Raw genomic sequence first — 16,532 nt, 5'->3', positions numbered from 1 at the left:
AGTCCCTTCTGATGGGCCTGATGCACGACTGAAGCGTGCTCTCACAGCGTGCCGGGGCGGGGTGTCTCCTGCTCCGGCATCGGGCGCAATGCCGTGGCACATTCCCGCAACAGGTGGTCGGTGAGCTTGTCCAGCGTGCTGCCTCCGTGGCGCCAGTGATGCCAGTAAAGCGGTACATCGAGGGCATGGTTTGGCGCGATATCCACCAGCGCATCACTGGCCAGCAGATGTGCCGCCTGCTGCTCGGGAATCATGCCGTAGCCCATGCCGCTCAGGGCCAGACGCACGAAACCTTCCGATGACGGGCAGAGATGGTGTGGGAAGGGCTCATCGAAGCCCATGGTCGACAACAGCCGGTGTTGCAGGCGGTCATCACGGCCATAGACGATGGCGGGCATGTTGCGCAGGGTCTCGGCCGGCAGAATGGGCGGGATGGCGTGGCCTTTCTTCGCGATATGGCGCTGCACGAAGTCCGGGCTGGCCAGCGCCCGATAACGCATGCTGCCCAGCGGATGGGAGCGCGCACCCTGCACCGGGCGTGGCGTGGCACAGATGCAGCCCGCGACTTCACCGTCGCGCATGCGCCTGAGCGCCACTTCCTGATCCTCCACCAGCATGTCCAGCAACAGGTCACGCTCGCGACAGAAACTGCCGGTGACGGTCGGCCACCAGGTGGCCAGCGAATCGGCATTGATGGCGATGCGCAGTCGCTGCTCGCTCTCGCCGAGGGCGGGAATCTGGTCGAGCAGGTCATGTCCAGCAGGCGTACCTGCTGGACATGATTGAGCAGGCGCCGCCCGAGCGGTGTCGGCCCCAGTCGCGGTGTACGTACCAGTACCGGCTGCCCCAGCCGTGCTTCCAGCAACTTGATGCGCTGCGAGACCGCTGACTGCGTCAGCCCCAATGCTCTCGCCCCGCGTTCAAAGCCCGCCTGATCGATGACGGCCGCCAGCGCCTCCAGCAATTTATAGTCCAGCATCAATATTCCTTATGATCCATTCCCTGAATCAATTTCCTTGATGTATTCATCCTAGCGTACTCTGCCTGCCTCAGCACTGGCAGCCGTGGCATGCGTTGTCAGTCACGGCAACGACACGACGAAAGGACAGGCGATATGTGGTGGTCATTCTTCAATGGGGCCGGGGTAGGCGCAGGCTTGATCATCGCCATCGGGGCGCAGAACGCCTTCGTCCTGGGGCAGGGGCTCAAGCGCGAGCATCAATGGTGGGTGGCGGGGCTCTGCGCACTGTGCGATGGCGTGCTGATCATCGCCGGCGTGCTCGGGCTTGGCGCGCTGATGCAGCAATCACCGCTGTTGATGAGCATTGCCCGCTGGGGCGGCGTGGCATTTCTGCTCTGGCAGGCACTCAAGGCGTTGGGGCGCATGCGCACTGGCGGCCAGCTGACGGCCAGCAACGCCCTCAAGGCCAATCTTGGCAAGGTGCTGGCGGCGACTCTGGCCGTCACGCTGCTCAACCCTCAGGTCTATCTGGATACGCTGGTGATGCTGGGCGCGATCGGCGCGCAACAGCCGTCACCGGAGAGCTTCATCGTCGGGGCGAGCCTGGCCTCCTTCGGCTGGTTCTTCGGCCTGGTGGCATGTGCCGGTTGGCTGGCGCCACGCCTGACCAGCCCGCGCGCCTGGCAGGTCATCGAGGCATTCATCGCCACGATTCTGCTATGGGTGGCCTGGCAATTGGGCAGCGGCGCCTGGCTCTAGCAGCCAACGCAAGACGGGCAAGAGGCAGCAGCAAGCGTGATGCGCCGATGGGTGTAAAGAAAGCATGACGCAGTGTCAGGCGCTCGCCGCAGCGGGAGCGCCCCGAGAGGGCAGTGTCGAGATGGCCGTCTGCGCTATGGCAGAGATTCGTTACATGTCTGGCGTGAGGGGAGGCAGGGCACGGCACCAATGCAGGCGCAAGGCGCATGGGCAGGGCGGCAGGCAAGGCATAGATTTCCGATAACGGAATCGGGATACGACAGGTGGTCAGTGTGACGCATTCACCTGTCGTGAAGGATGTTGCCCGCCTTTTCTCTACCTTGCCTGCCCTGTCGGCAGCCTGACTCAGGAGCCTCTCATGAACGCACCGGCGCGTATCGAACAGCACAATCCCATTGGCACGGACGGTTTCGAGTTCGTCGAATTCACGGCCCCGGATGCGGCCGGCATTGATGCCCTGCGCAAGTTGTTCAACCAGCTCGGGTTTACCGAGACCCGCCGCCATCGATCCAAGCAGGTGTTCCTGTTCCAGCAGCACGGTATCAATGTGGTGCTCAACGCCGAGCCGAATAGCCCGGCGGCGGAATTCGCGGCGATCCACGGCCCGAGTGCCTGTGCGATGGCCTGGCGTGTGGCGGATGCCGAGCAGGCGCATCGTTACGCACTGGCGCACGGTGCGCGCAGCGTCGAGCATCCGGTCGGGCCGGGCGAGGTGGGCATCCCCGCGGTGCAAGGCATCGGCGGTTCGGTGTTGTACTTCGTGGACCATCACCGCGAGCGCTCGATCTACGATACCGACTTCGTCGCCATTGATGGCGCAATCGAGAATGCCAACAGTGTCGGCCTGCATACGCTGGATCACCTGACCCACAATGTCGGGCGCGGTCAGATGGATGTATGGGCAGACTTCTATTCGCGTATCGCCAACTTCCGCGAGATCCGATATTTCGATATCGAAGGCAAGATGACCGGGCTCTTCTCGCGCGCGATGACGGCACCCTGCGGCAAGATGCACATCCCCATCAACGAGTCAGCGGATGATGACTCCCAGATCGCGGAATTCATCCGCGAATACAATGGGGAGGGCATTCAGCACCTGGCGATGGCGACGGATGATATCCATGCCACCGTCAAGGCGCTCAAGGCCAATGGCGTCACCTTCCTGACCACGCCGGCCACCTATTATGAGAAGGTCGATGCGCGGGTGCCCAACCACGAGGAGAATGTCGAGGACCTCAAGGCATTGAATCTGCTGGTCGATGGCGCGCCGGGGGAGGGGATTCTGTTGCAGATCTTCACCGAGACGGTGATTGGACCGATCTTCTTCGAGATCATCCAGCGCAAGGGCAACGATGGTTTCGGCGAGGGCAACTTCAAGGCGCTGTTCGAATCCATCGAGGAAGACCAGATTCGCCGCGGCATCATCGGTGGCGAGTGACTTTCCCGATCGGCACGCCCTGAACACCGCGTGATCACGCTGGTGTCTTCATCAACATGAAAGCCCCGCCGGTGATAGCCGACGGGGCTTTCATGTTGATGAGGGCCTGATTCAGACAGTCAGGCTCAGGAGGTCGTCGGGACGCGCTGGTGATCGATCACCTGGCGCAGCACGAAACTTGAATGCACGCCGGTCACACCCTCGATCCGCGTGATCTGCTTGAGCAGCAGGTCGTGATAGTCATCCATGTCCTTGACCACCACCTTGAGCTGGTAGTCGGCTTCCTGGCCGGTGATCAGCAGGCATTCCATCACCTGGGGCAGCGAGGCGATGGTGTCCTCGAAGTTGGTGAAGCGCTCCGGGGTGTGACGGTCCATCGAGATATGCAGCAGCGCCATCAGACTGAGTCCCAGCTTGCGGGCATCTATCTGGGCGCGGTAGCCGGTGATCATGCCGCTTTCTTCCAGCGCACGAACACGGCGCAGGCAAGGCGACGGGGACAGGCCGATGCGCTCCGCGAGTTCCTGATTGCTGATGCGACCCGAGTGCTGAAGCTCGTCAAGAATGCGACGGTCGAAGCGGTCCAGTGTCGGAAGAGAAATATTCTGGCTCATTTTCGCAATCCATTGGCGATGAAGATATGAATGGTGAAATAATCTGCTTTTAAGATGGCGATGTCATGTAATTTTCGCAATCGTCCGCCCTGAAATGCGGCATATACTGTAATCACTGCTCAGCGATGAAGACGTCCGCTCGGGTCGTGGCTGTCGCATGACACGACGCACGACGCGAACGACAGACCTGAGCAGGATGAGCCACCGGCGCTGGCGACATGCCTCTTGCAACCGGTGAACGCGGTACGCAGTCGGCTTCTGATCGAAGCGAGGCTGCCGAAAGGGCTCTGGTGGTGATCCCATCGTCCTTCTTCCCGCGCTGGAGACCGTGATCCGGTCCCAGGGCTTGCGGCGGGCAGTGACGTTACTCTGCCCCCGACTTGCTTGCTTGCCCTGCTGACGGCAAGCTTTCGGATGCAAGGCCTTCACGCCTTCGTCATCTCACATTTACTCAGGCGCCCCGATTGGGACACTGTTGAGTGCGAAAGGTGCCATCGATCTCCCGTATCGGGCCTCGATTGCCGGTTTTTCGTACCCAGACCGCCAAGGAACCGACCATGACTGCTGCATCCACGCCAAGTGCTGCCTTCGACCACACCAAATATCGCCCCGTGCCCCCTGTTGCACTGACCGACCGCCAGTGGCCGTCGCGTACCGTGACTCAGGCGCCGCTATGGGCGAGTGTCGACCTGCGTGATGGCAATCAGGCGCTGCTCGAGCCGATGACGGTCGAGCAGAAGAAGCTGATGTGGAAGCTGCTGGTCAAGATCGGCCTCAAGGAGATCGAAGTCGGTTTCCCCTCCGCCAGTCAGCTCGATTTCGACTTCGTGCGCTGGTTGATCGAGGAAGATCAGGTCCCGGAAGGCGTCAGCATCCAGGTGCTGGTGCAGGCGCGTGAGCATCTGATCGCGCGCACCTTCGAATCGCTGGTCGGTGCGCGTGATGCCGTCGTTCACGTCTACAACTCCACCTCCACCGTGCAGCGTGAGCGGGTGTTCGAGATGGACCGTGACGGCATCAAGGCCATCGCCGTCGAGGGTGCTCAGCTGGTCAAGGACTACGCCGAGCGCTACCCGGACACCAACTGGGTGTTCCAGTACTCGCCGGAGAGTTTCACCTCCACCGAGATGGATTACGCCGTCGAGGTCTGTGAAGCGGTGATGGATGTCTGGCAGCCGACGCCGGAAAAACGCTGCATCCTCAATCTGCCGGCCACGGTGGAAGTGGGCCCGCCCAATCACTTCGCCGACCAGGTCGAGTACTTCATCAAGCACCTGAGCCGTCGTGACTGTGCGATCATCTCGCTGCACACCCACAACGACCGCGGTGGCGCCGCCGCCGCCGCCGAACTTGGCCTGCTGGCCGGGGCTGACCGTATCGAAGGCACCCTGCTGGGCAACGGTGAGCGCACTGGCAACATGGACCTGATCACCCTGGCGATGAACCTCTACAGCCAGGGCATCGATCCGGAGCTGGATCTCTCCAACCCGGACGAGATCATCCAGGTCTACACCGAGTGCACCAACCTGCCGGTTCACCCGCGTCACCCGTGGGTCGGCGAACTGGTCTACACCGCCTTCTCCGGCAGCCATCAGGATGCCATCCGCAAGTGCCTCAAGAAGCAGCAGCCTGACGAGCCGTGGCAGGTCGCCTATCTGCCCATCGACCCGCAGGATCTCGGTCGCGACTTCCAGGCGGTGATCCGCGTCAACAGTCAGTCCGGCAAGGGCGGCATGGCCTTCCTGCTCGAGCGGGATCACGGCATCAGCCTGCCGCGCTGGATGAGCCTCGAGCTTGCGCCGCACGTGCAGAAGGCCAGCGAGCAGGTCAGTGGTGAGCTGTCCAGCGACCAGATTCGCGCGATTCTCGATGCCAGCTTCAAGCGCGAAGCGCCGCTGAGTCTCAAGGGCTATCGTCTGGATCGCGAAGGGGCTGAGCAGCTCACCGCGACACTGGTCGATGACAAGGGCGAGCAGATCGCGCTGGCCGGTGAAGGCAATGGTGCCATCTCCGCCTTCATGGATGCCTGGCAGCGCCACACCGGTTCCACCGTCAGCGTGGTGGACTACGGTGAGCACGCCCTCGGCGAAGGCAGCGATGCCGTCGCGGTGGCCTTCGTGATGCTCAACCTGGATGGCAAGCGTGTCTGCGGCATGGCCGAGGATGGCGATACCGTAAGCGCGTCGCTCAAGGCCGTGCTGTCGGCGGTCAATCGCGGTCTGGAAAGCAGTGCACGCAGCGAAGCGGAACGTGCCGAGGAAGCCGGCCCGGTCGCTGTCTGATGACATCACGCCTCATGCGTGACTGATCAGAGGCTTTTTTGCCTCTCTCGAGACCCTCGCTCATCAGAGCGAGGGTCTTTGCGTTTCGCGGCAGGGCAGAAGTTGCCCGGCTGGCGCTCACGCCCGCCGTTGCTGGGCTGACGCGGGTAGGCTTGCGTGGAAAATACGTGTCATGCTCGCCAGGCCCCTATAGACTTTTGTCTGATGTTGACGGCTCAGTCAACATCCGGGCTTGCACCGGTGCCCACCCTGCGTATCATCGCTGCACCCGCATAATGATAACGATCTGGTGGCAGACCGGATTCGAGAACACAACAATTCCAAGCGGTGCAAAGGCAACCCCCCTGATGGAAGAGATAATGGATGCGTCCCCATCCATGCTCTGGTCGGGAATCGCCAGTGCACCTCTCGTTCAGGAGGTCCGCTAGAACAACCCACAACTACTCATCGGTATCGCATGATTCAACTTGATGCTATCACCACCCTGTTGCTGGCGGCGCTTGTCCTCGTCGTTGGCCATCTGATCGTCGAGCGCGTGCGCGTGCTGCGCGAATTCAATATCCCCGAGCCTGTGGTCGGCGGCCTCATCGCTACCATCATCGTCACCGGCCTGCGCGGCCTGGGTTACGAGTTCCAGTTCTTCGGCGGCCTCCAGACTCCCTTCATGTTGCTGTTCTTCGGCTCCGTTGGCCTGTCGGCAGACGTTCGCATGATTCGTGCCGGCGGCAGCAAGCTGGTGCTGTTCCTCGCGCTGGTCATCGGTCTGCTCATCCTGCAGAACCTGCTGGGTGTCGGTGTCGCCAGCCTGTTCGGTCTTGATCCGGTGCTGGGTCTGCTCGGTGGCTCCATCACCATGTCCGGTGGTCACGGCACCGGCGCAGCATGGGCCAACGTCTTCGCCGATGAATATGGCATCAATGGCGCGATGGAAGTCGCGATGGCCTGTGCCACCTTCGGGCTGGTGTTCGGTTCCCTGATCGGCGGGCCGACGGCACGCTTCCTGATCAATCGCATGAAGCGCGAAGGGCAGGACATCAACGCCCAGGTCAGCGATTCCGAATATGACGAGACGGAAGTCCAGCATCCGCTGAATACGGCCAATGCCCTGAAGACACTCTTCATGCTGCTGCTCGGAGTCGTCTGTGGCCAGCAGCTGCAGTCGCTCACGTCGGGCACCGCCTTCTCGCTGCCGACCTTCGTGTGGGTGCTGTTCAGCTGTATCGTCATCGGCAATGTGGTGCGCGCCTTCGGCGACAAGCACCTCAATACCCACGCCGTGGATGTGCTGGGCAATATCAGCCTGTCCATCTTCCTGGCGCTGGCGCTGATGACACTCAAGCTCTGGGATCTGGCCAATCTGGCACTGCCGATTCTGGCCATCCTGCTGGCACAGGTTGCGCTGGTGTTCCTCTACACCACCCAGATCACCTTCCGCCTGATGGGCAAGAACTACGACGCAGCGGTACTGGTCGCGGGTAACTGTGGTTTCGGCATGGGCGCCACGCCGACGGCGATCGCCAACATGCAAGCGGTCACGCAGCATCATGGGCCGTCGCGTCTGGCCTTCATCATCGTGCCGGTGGTGGGCGGCTTCCTGATCGATATCGCCAACTCGCTGATCATCAAGGGCTTCCTCGGCTTCTTCTGAACATGACCGCAGGTGTCATGATGAGAAGTCGCAGAATCTGCCTGGCATGAACGACAACGCCGGACTCCATTGGAGTCCGGCGTTGTCGTTTCGGGGCTGAGGCTTACAGGTTTCGAGGGCTCAGGCTTCAAGGGCAGTGAAAAACTTGTCAGGCGCTTGTGTTTTCCCCCTCGTTCTCACCTTCACTCTTCTCCTCGTACTCTTCCTCGTGGCCTTCCAGGCTCCGCGTCAGCACTTGCTTCTACACCCACAGTGCCACGATCAGGCCATAGGCCAGCAGGGTGACGACCACGGTACCGGCCAGGTTCAGGAAGAAGCCGGCGCGCATCATGGTCTGGATCTTGAGGTGGCCGGTGGCGAACACGATGGCGTTGGGCGGGGTCGCCACCGGCATCATGAAGGCGCAGCTGGCCGCGATGGCCGCCGGTACGGTGATCAGCAGCGGATCGATGTCCAGTGACAGCGCCAGTGCTCCCAAAAGCGGCAGGAAGGCGGCTGCCGTCGCGGTATTGGAGGTGACTTCGGTCAGGAAGATGATCACCACGACAACGATGGCGACCAGGCCGATAAGCGGCAGCACGCTGAACATCGACAGCTGGCCGGCGATCCACTCGGCGAGGCCCGAGCTCTTGATCACGCCCGCCAGTGCCAGGCCACCCCCGAACAGCAGCAACACGCCCCAGGGCAGGTCACGCGCGTCTTCCCACACCAGCAGTCGACGACCGCGTGAGGTGCCGGAGGGAATGGCGAACAGGCCCACGCCGATGGCCATGGCGATGCCGGTGTCCGACAGCCAGGCAAGGCCCATCTGGTTGATCAGCGGGCGGAACATCCATAGCAGGGCAGCCACCAGGAAGGCAACGCCGACACGCTTCTCGGCGCTGCTCATGGCACCCAGTGCCTTGAGCTCGCGGCTGATCATCTCGCCGCTGTCTGCCGTCTCGGACTTGAAGGAGAAGGGCGTGCGCGTCAGCCACCACCAGGTGATGGCACACATGGCGATGGCGACCGGCAGGCCGACGAGCATCCACTGGGCGAAGCCGATCTCGATGCCTTGATCACTGGACAGGTAACCTGCCAGCAGGGCATTGGGCGGCGTGCCGATCAGGGTCGCGATACCGCCGAGGCTGGCGGAGTAGGCGATGCCCAGCAGCAAGGCGGCGGCGTAGCGCTTCAGTTCCGGGTCATTGCTGTCGCGCTCATCCTGACCACTCGACATCAGGCTGACCACTGACATGCCGATGGGCAGCATCATGATGCTGGTGGCGGTGTTGGATACCCACATGCTGATGAAGCCGGTGGCGATCATGAAGCCGGCGATCTGGCGGCGCGGGGAATGACCGGCAAGCTTCAGCGTATGCAAGGCCACGCGGCGATGCAGGTCCCAGCGCTGCATGGCGATCCCGAGCAGGAAACCACCGAGGAACAGGTAGATGGTCGGGTTGGCATAGGCGGCTGTGGTGCTCTTGATGTCGTCAATGCCAAGTGCCGGCACCAGTACGATGGGCAGCAGTGAGGTCACCGGGATCGGCAGGGCCTCGGTAGCCCACCAGGTGGCCATCAGCAGGGCCAGGCCGACGCAGAGCCAGGCGCTGTCCGGCATGTCACCCGGCGCCGGTGTAAGCCAGGTCATCAGCAACAGGAGCGGTCCGAGTATCAGGCCGATGCGCGCCGCGAGTGGCGCTTGTGGCGGCGTAGTGGACTGATCAGCGATGTGATCGGGAGATTGCTCAGGCATGTCGACTCCAGAGAAGCCGGTCGGCGACTGGCTTCCTCATCATGGTGGTCATCGTGTTGTTGGTATGGGTCATGGTAGGTGATGGCGAGTTGTCGTGTTGGTGTTATTCATTACATGCCGCGCATATATCCCCGGTCGGGGTGACGTGCACGGCGTGTCATGTTGCCTGCCTTGTCAGAAAGTCGCTCGCGAGTCGATCAGCCGGGCGCTCATGCGACAAGGCGCGGCCATTGTCTCAGTATTGCGGCGCGGCTCAATAGCCTTCATTGCCTGTTTTGAAACGCCGGTTAGTGAAACCTTGACGCCGCGCAAGCGCGACGCGTGATCCGAGGCGTTCCAACCTCCGGCCAGGCCCCTGTGTGACGCCATCTTGCACGGGTCAGGTTGCTGTCTGGCGACAGACGCTGTCGTTGGCTGTGGACTTGTGAGCGCAAGGGCTGGAAGGTAGGGTTAGCAGCCATGAACAGGGCCAGCGCAGGGCAACTGCGTGGCCCGCTGTCGCGTTACTTCACAAGGAAGATGATTGATGATTCTGGTCACGGGTGGTGCAGGCTACATCGGGTCTCATACGGTATTGGCGCTCATGGAGGCCGGCCATCAGGTGCTGGTGCTGGACAACCTGTCCAATGCCAGCGAAGCCTCTCTTGCGCGTGTGGCGACGCTTGCCGGGCGTGAAGTGCCGTTCGTCGAAGGGGATATCCGCAACGGCGCGCTGCTCGACAGCCTGTTCGAGCGTCACGATATCGAGGCCGTGGTCCATTTCGCCGGGCTCAAGGCGGTCGGCGAGAGCGTCGCCAAGCCGCTGGCCTACTACGACAACAACGTCAATGGCACCCTGGTGCTGTGTGCCGCCATGGCGCGTGCCGGGGTCAAGCGTATCGTGTTCTCGTCTTCCGCCACCGTGTATGGCGATCCGGCTTCCACACCGATCCGTGAAGACTTCCCGACCTCCGCGACCAATCCCTATGGCCGCTCCAAGCTGATGGTCGAGGAAGTGCTGCGCGACCTGGCTGTCGCGGATGACAGCTGGCGTATCGCGCTGCTGCGCTACTTCAATCCAGTGGGCGCCCATGAGTCCGGCACCATCGGTGAAGACCCCAACGGCATCCCCAACAACCTGGTGCCGTATATCAGCCAGGTCGCCGTGGGTCGTCTCAAGGAACTGGCCGTGTTCGGTGATGACTACCCGACGCCGGATGGTACCGGGGTGCGCGATTACATCCACGTCGTCGATCTGGCCGATGGCCATCTCAAGGCGCTGGACTACCTGGCCGGTGATGCGCGCGATGGCGTTCACACCTACAACCTGGGGACGGGAACCGGCTATAGCGTGCTGGACATGGTCAAGGCATTCGAGAAGGCCAGCGGTCGTCCGGTGCCGTATCGCATCGCACCGCGTCGTGCCGGCGATATCGCCGAGTGCTGGGCGGAGCCGGACAAGGCCTTCAGCGAGCTCAAGTGGAAGGCAGAGCTGGGTCTCGACCGCATGATGGCCGACAGCTGGCGTTGGCAGTCACGCAACCCCAACGGCTATCGCAGTGCCTGACAATTGATACTGCATGGTCAGTGCGCCGAAATTGACCGAGCTTGACTTGACCAAGCTTGAATTGACCGAGCTTGAGTTGACGGCGCTTGTGTGAAGACCTCTCGAAGCGGTCGCGGGCAGCATCCGCGGCCGCTTTTGCGTATGATGACGGCGGGCCCAAGGGCCCATGCCGACTCCTTCGAATTCTCTGCGAGCCCCCCATGACCCAGTCTGATGTCACCCCCGATCTTGAACTGCTGACGGCCATTGAACAGCTTTGCCGTGAAGCGGGGCAGGCGATACTCGCCGTCGCCCGTGGGGGAGAGCTCGGCACGCGCGCCAAGGCGGATGACAGTCCCGTCACGGCGGCGGATATGGCGGCGCATCATGTGCTGGTCGAGGGGCTGGCCCGTCTGGCACCGCAGATTCCGGTGCTCTCGGAAGAGAGCGACAAGGCCGATATCGTGGCGCGGCGTGACTGGCAGACCTTCTGGCTGGTCGATCCGCTGGATGGCACGCGCGAATTCGTCACCGGCAGCGGTGAATACACCGTCAACGTGGCCCTGATCCAGGGGTCGCGCAGTGTGCTGGGCGTAGTGGATGCGCCGGTACTGGAGACGACCTGGAGCGGGCTTGCCGGCGTGGGGGCCTTCCGGGAAGACGCCGCCGGGCGTGTCGAGATCGCGGTCAGCCCGGAGCCGGAGGTATTGAGAGTCGTGGCCAGCAAGTCGCATCTCGATGCGCGCACGGCGGCGCTGATCGAGCGCCTGGCACCGGTGGAGAATGTCAGCTGTGGCAGCTCGCTCAAGTTCTGTCGCATCGCGGAAGGCAAGGCGGATCTCTATCCGCGCTACGCGCCGACCAGCGAGTGGGACACCGCGGCGGCACAGGCCGTGCTGGAAGCGGCCGGCGGCCAGGTCTTCGATGCCGAGTCATTGCCCGCACAGCCGCGTCGTCTGGACTACAACGCCCGCGATACGCTGGTGAATCCCTTCTTCATCGCCTGTGGCCAAGCGGATGGTCGCTGGCGCCAGGCGCTGGACGTCTGAGGGTGGCCGGGGCTCGACGGCTCGTGCATCCATCGGCCCGCGCAAGGGTTGAAGCACTCATGTCATGGCGAGGGCGCACATGAAGGGCCTGCTGCAGCGCTTCATCCGTCGCCTGTTTGCGCGCAGTGATCAGGCGAGCAAGCGGGCTGGGGTGATCTCCGCCATCATGCTGTCCCTGCTGGCGAGTCTGGTGCCATTGATCTATCACGGCCTGCTCGAGGGCGGCCTGATCCTGTTCGGCAACCTGTTGCTGTGGCCGTGTCTGTTGGCAGCGCTCCATCGCCCGCGCTGGCGTTGGCCGGCGCTGGGGCTGATGGCGGCGCTGGGTGTCAATCTCTCCGCAAGTGTGGTCAGCGCCGTCTATTACGATTCCCGCTACGGCCTGGCCTTTGCGCTCAGCTCGCTGGATACCAGTCGCAGCGAATCGATGGCGATGCTGTTCAAATTCCCGCTGGCCCTGATCGTTCCGCTGGGATTCTTCCTGCTGGCGCTGTCACTGGGCAATCGCTTCGGGTCGGGGTTGGCGCGTGCCCGGCTGGGTGGGCGCAGCGGAATCGCCTTCGTGCTCTGGATGCTGATGCTGCTGGCCGGTAGCTGGCAGTGGGGGCGGGCCAGCGTGCCGTTGGTCATCACGACGCTGTCGGTCTCGCCGGGGTGGAATCTGGCCACCACCTCGCATGCCTGGTGGGAGAAGGAACGCTACAAGGCGCTGATGGCGGATGACTATGATTTCGGCGGCGTCTCGCGCAGCCCCGAAGTGTCGGAGGATGCTGTCTTCGTCCTGATCATCGGCGAATCCCAGCGCCGCGATCAGCTGTCGCTGTATGGCTATTCCCGCGCCACGACGCCGAATCTCGATGCACGCCGCGATGAGCTGGTGGTCTTCGATCAGGCCATCGCGCCGGCGCCGCAGACCGTGCTGGCGGTACCGATGCTGGCCAGCCTGACTGACCCGCGGACCTTCTCGCCACGCTATCTGGACGCCAACCTGATCTCGCTGGCCAATCAGGCCGGCTATCATACCGAGTGGCTGTCCCGCCAGGGGCTCGATATCACCTCCGAGCGCACCTGGATCACCGCCATCGCCCAGCGTGCCGATATCGCTCGCACCATCATGACCGACTATGACGACGGCTTGCTGGATGCACTTGATGAGGCACTGGCGCGCGAGGTCGAGGGGCCGCGGCTGATCGTGCTGCATCTCTACGGCAGCCATCCGCCGGCCAGCCTGCAGTACCCGGACTCACTGCGCTATTTCCTGACTCCGGACAGCCGCTCGCCGCTGACCGATGCCTACGATGACAGCATCCGCTTCACGGATCAGATAATCGAGGGCGTCTTCCAGCGCCTCGAAGGGCAGCCTGCTGGCGTGCTCTATCTGTCGGACCACGGCCTCGAGCATGACCCGCTCAGTGACGCCTATGTGCATGGTGGTGATCGCCCCAGCCAGGCACCGTACCGCATTCCGCTATGGCTGTGGCAGATGGGGCAGGCGCCCAATCCCGCGCGTGAGCTGACTCGCCTGCGCTCGAATGCCGATGAGCCCTTCGCCAGTTTTGATCTGCCCTATCTGGCCAGCGACTGGATGGGTATCCGCTTCTCCGGTGACAAGCCGTGCCTGTCGCCCTGGGCGGTCTGCTATCAGCCGCGTGAGCGTCATCCGGTGCTGGACCAGCTGGGACGATTGAACTTCTATGAAGCCCTGCCGTCGGACTTTCTTTCCCGACCTCTCGCGCCGGGTGCCGAAGAGCTCGAGGAAGCGGTCGAGGCGACCACCGAGCTGCTGGAGCGTCCGGAGTTCATGTCCGGACAGGGCGCGACGCGCGATGGGCAAGCGCCAGAATCGGATTCCCGCGTGACGCCGCCAGAGGATTCGTCGGCGTTCACCTTGTCACCTGCTTCATTACCTTCAGAAACTCTCAAGGACTGACATGAAAATCACTGTCTTCGGAACAGGCTACGTAGGCCTGGTGACTGGCACCTGTCTGGCCGATGTCGGCCATGACGTGATCTGCATGGACGTTGACGCGGCCAAGATCGATGGCCTCAAGCAGGGCGAGATCCCCATCTTCGAGCCGGGGCTGGAGAGCATGGTGCTGCGCAATGTCGAGGCCGGCCGTCTCAACTTCACCACTGATGCCCGTCAGGCCGTCGAGCACGGCGTGCTGCAGTTCATCGCCGTGGGCACACCGCCGGACGAAGACGGCAGCGCCGACCTCAAGTACGTGCTTGCGGTGGCCGAGACCATCGGCGAGCACATGAATGACTACAAGGTCATCATCGACAAGTCCACCGTGCCGGTGGGCACGGCGGACCGTGTCACGGCGCGAGTCACTGAAGTGCTTGCCGAGCGCGGCGAAAGTGTCGACTTCGATGTCTGCTCCAACCCGGAATTCCTCAAGGAAGGCGCCGCGCTGGAGGACTTCACACGTGGCGCGCGCATCGTGGTCGGCACCGATTCCGAAGCGGTGCGTGAGCGCATGCGCGAATGCTACGCGCCCTACAACCGCAACCATGAAAAGCTGATGTTCATGGATGTGCGCGCCGCCGAGCTGACCAAGTACGCCGCCAACGCCATGCTGGCCACCAAGATCAGCTTCATGAACGAGATCTCCAACTTGGCCGAGCGCCTGGGCGCGGACATCGAGGAAGTGCGTCGCGGCATCGGCAGTGACCCGCGTATCGGCTACCACTTCATCTATCCCGGTTGTGGCTATGGTGGCTCCTGCTTCCCGAAGGATGTCCAGGCACTGGCGCGTACCGCCAGTCAGGTCGGCTATGACGCCGAGCTGCTCACCGCCGTGGAATCCGTCAACAAGCGCCAGAAGGTCACGCTGTTCGACAAGCTGTCGCGGGCCTTCGATGGCGACCTCAGGGGCAAGACCATCGCCGTCTGGGGTCTGGCCTTCAAGCCCAACACCGATGACATGCGCGACGCGCCGAGCCGCACGCTGATGGAAGCGCTGTGGGCGGCTGGCGCGACCGTGCAGGCCTATGACCCGGAAGCCATGAAGGAATGCCGCCGCATCTACGGCGAGCGCGACGATCTGGTGCTGGTCGCCGACCGTCAGCAGGCAGTCAAGGGTGCCGATGCGCTGGTGGTGTGCACCGAGTGGAAGGAATTCCGCACCCTGGACGGCGAGTGGCTGAAGTCCCAGCTCGGCTTCCCGGTGGTGGTCGATGGCCGCAACCTGTTCGAGCCCGCCGCCATGAAGGCCGCTGGCCTGATGTACTACGCGGTCGGTCGCGGTGACTCCATGCGTCGTGTGCAGGAGGCGTCGTGAGCACTGATGCAGGCAAGCTGGCCGCGATCGCCATTCGTCAGGTCGAGAAGAACACCGGTGCCAGCCGCAATGCCTTCGAACAGGCGGATGCGTTGCGCGCGCTGGGCTATCGCGTGGTGATACTCGCCGAGCGCGGCAAGCCTGAACTGGCTCGCTCCCACGGCGCGGAGCTGGTGCGCCTGTGGCGGTGGCCCTTCAAGGGGGCATATCGTCGTTTCTGGTTCAATCGCCGTGTCCAGGCCTGGGCCAGCCGTCATGCGCCCGACCTGCTGATCAGTCATGGTGACTGCGAAAGCCCGGATACCGTCTATCTGCACAATTGCGTGCACCTTGCCTCGCAGTGCATCCATGGTCGTGAGCTGCCTCGCGACCACGAAGTGGCGGCGATTCATGATCACGTGCTCAAGGGTGGCAAGTTCCGTCAGGTCGCGGTCAATTCGCGCATGATGGGCGAGGATCTGATGGCGCGCTACGGTATCGCGCCTGAGAGGATCGAGATCAGCTACCCGGGCTATGACCCGGTGCAATTCACGGTCGAGCGTGCGCGCGCAGGGCGCACCGCCCGGCGTGAGGCGTTGGGCGTGGCCGAAGATGAGCTGCTGGTCGGTCTGGTGTCATCCGGCAACTTCACCAAGCGCAATGTGGCAGGGTTCGTGGCGATGGCGGCGCTGATGGAGCAGGCCTCACCGGGCCGCTATCGTTTCCTGGTGGTAGGCAAGGATGATGCCGCGCCTTACCAGCAGCAGGCCAGAGAGGCGGGCATCGCCGAGCGCATGCTCTGGCGCTCGACCATCCCGGAGGTCGAGACGCTCTACGGCGCGCTGGACCTGTTCGTGATGCCGGCCCATATCGAGGAATTCGGACGTGTCGCGCTGGAGGCGATGGCCTGTGGCGCGCCTGTGCTGCTCAATGCGCGGGTCGGCTCGGCCGAGCTGCTCGATGACTATCCTGAGCTGGTCATGGCCGCAGGGTCCACGCCACAGCAGTGGGCCGAGCGCTGCACCCATCTGCTCGAGAGCGACACGCAGGCGCTGAGCACTGCGCTGGCCAGCCTGGCACGCAATTACTCGCATCAGGCGCAGAATCTCAAGCTCAAGGCCAGCTTCGAGGCCTTGATGACGGGGCGGTGAAGTCTGCGCTGCCAGACTGGCCGCTCGCGTGCCGAGCGAAGCATGAGTGCGACAGAGAAAAGCGCGCATGAGTGAATGACACGACTGGCCCCGTATCCCTGATG

The 16,532-nt window shown here is 63.0% G+C and carries 11 protein-coding genes and 1 pseudogene; 9 read left to right on the top strand and 3 right to left on the bottom strand.

Annotation, left to right across the window (positions count from 1 at the left end; translation table 11 throughout):
* Positions 1-41: 41 nt before the first annotated feature.
* Positions 42-979, bottom strand: a pseudogene (locus QQF40_RS11675) (LysR family transcriptional regulator ArgP).
* Between the two features lie 135 nt (positions 980-1,114).
* On the opposite strand from QQF40_RS11675, the gene QQF40_RS11670 reads away from it, so the two are divergent.
* Together QQF40_RS11670 and hppD are read left to right on the top strand one after the other, a co-directional pair.
* Positions 1,115-1,720 carry a LysE/ArgO family amino acid transporter gene (locus QQF40_RS11670; RefSeq protein WP_175088642.1) on the top strand — a complete coding sequence of 202 codons (606 nt, stop codon included), beginning with the start codon at positions 1,115-1,117 and terminating at the stop codon, positions 1,718-1,720.
* Between the two features lie 358 nt (positions 1,721-2,078).
* Entirely contained in the window at positions 2,079-3,158 is a 1,080-nt protein-coding gene (gene hppD / locus QQF40_RS11665; protein ID WP_285461431.1) for a 4-hydroxyphenylpyruvate dioxygenase, read from the top strand.
* Positions 3,159-3,283: 125 nt separating this feature from the next.
* Here hppD and QQF40_RS11660 read toward each other — a convergent pair whose 3' ends face one another.
* Positions 3,284-3,772, bottom strand: coding sequence for an Lrp/AsnC family transcriptional regulator (locus QQF40_RS11660; RefSeq protein WP_175088644.1), 489 nt, complete (start codon positions 3,770-3,772; stop codon positions 3,284-3,286).
* 557 nt (positions 3,773-4,329) lie between these two features.
* On the opposite strand from QQF40_RS11660, the gene QQF40_RS11655 reads away from it, so the two are divergent.
* Together QQF40_RS11655 and gltS are read left to right on the top strand one after the other, a co-directional pair.
* Positions 4,330-6,054, top strand: coding sequence for a 2-isopropylmalate synthase (locus QQF40_RS11655; RefSeq protein ID WP_285461430.1), 1,725 nt, complete (start codon positions 4,330-4,332; stop codon positions 6,052-6,054).
* Positions 6,055-6,511: 457 nt separating this feature from the next.
* On the top strand, positions 6,512-7,702 hold the full coding sequence (gene gltS, locus QQF40_RS11650; protein WP_175088646.1) for a sodium/glutamate symporter: 1,191 nt from the start codon (positions 6,512-6,514) through the stop codon (positions 7,700-7,702).
* A gap of 241 nt (positions 7,703-7,943) precedes the next feature.
* On the opposite strand, the gene QQF40_RS11645 is transcribed toward gltS, so the two are convergent.
* A complete protein-coding gene (locus QQF40_RS11645; RefSeq protein WP_285461429.1) occupies positions 7,944-9,440 on the bottom strand; it encodes an SLC13 family permease in 1,497 nt (498 codons plus the stop codon).
* Between the two features lie 523 nt (positions 9,441-9,963).
* Between QQF40_RS11645 and galE the strand changes: the two genes are divergently transcribed.
* The 5 genes from galE to QQF40_RS11620 all read left to right on the top strand — a co-directional run bounded on the left by galE (position 9,964) and on the right by QQF40_RS11620 (position 16,428).
* Positions 9,964-10,986: a UDP-glucose 4-epimerase GalE gene (gene galE / locus QQF40_RS11640; protein WP_175088648.1), complete on the top strand. Its 1,023-nt coding sequence runs from the start codon at positions 9,964-9,966 to the stop codon at positions 10,984-10,986.
* 200 nt (positions 10,987-11,186) lie between these two features.
* Positions 11,187-12,014: a 3'(2'),5'-bisphosphate nucleotidase CysQ gene (gene cysQ, locus QQF40_RS11635; RefSeq protein WP_285461428.1), complete on the top strand. Its 828-nt coding sequence runs from the start codon at positions 11,187-11,189 to the stop codon at positions 12,012-12,014.
* A 79-nt stretch (positions 12,015-12,093) separates the two neighbouring features.
* Entirely contained in the window at positions 12,094-13,944 is a 1,851-nt protein-coding gene (locus tag QQF40_RS11630; protein WP_285461427.1) for a sulfatase-like hydrolase/transferase, read from the top strand.
* A 1-nt stretch (position 13,945) separates the two neighbouring features.
* Positions 13,946-15,298 (top strand): UDP-glucose dehydrogenase family protein, encoded by a 1,353-nt coding sequence (locus tag QQF40_RS11625; protein WP_282627780.1) that lies wholly within the window; start codon positions 13,946-13,948, stop codon positions 15,296-15,298.
* Positions 15,295-16,428 (top strand): glycosyltransferase family 4 protein, encoded by a 1,134-nt coding sequence (locus tag QQF40_RS11620; RefSeq protein WP_285461426.1) that lies wholly within the window; start codon positions 15,295-15,297, stop codon positions 16,426-16,428. Before QQF40_RS11625 ends, QQF40_RS11620 begins: the two co-directional genes overlap by 4 nt.
* Positions 16,429-16,532: the final 104 nt, after the last annotated feature.

The organism is Cobetia sp. LC6, from assembly GCF_030264805.1.
Taxonomy (GTDB): domain Bacteria; phylum Pseudomonadota; class Gammaproteobacteria; order Pseudomonadales; family Halomonadaceae; genus Cobetia.
Note: the sequence above shows the minus strand (reverse complement) of the source record. Positions and strands in the feature narration are given on the sequence as shown.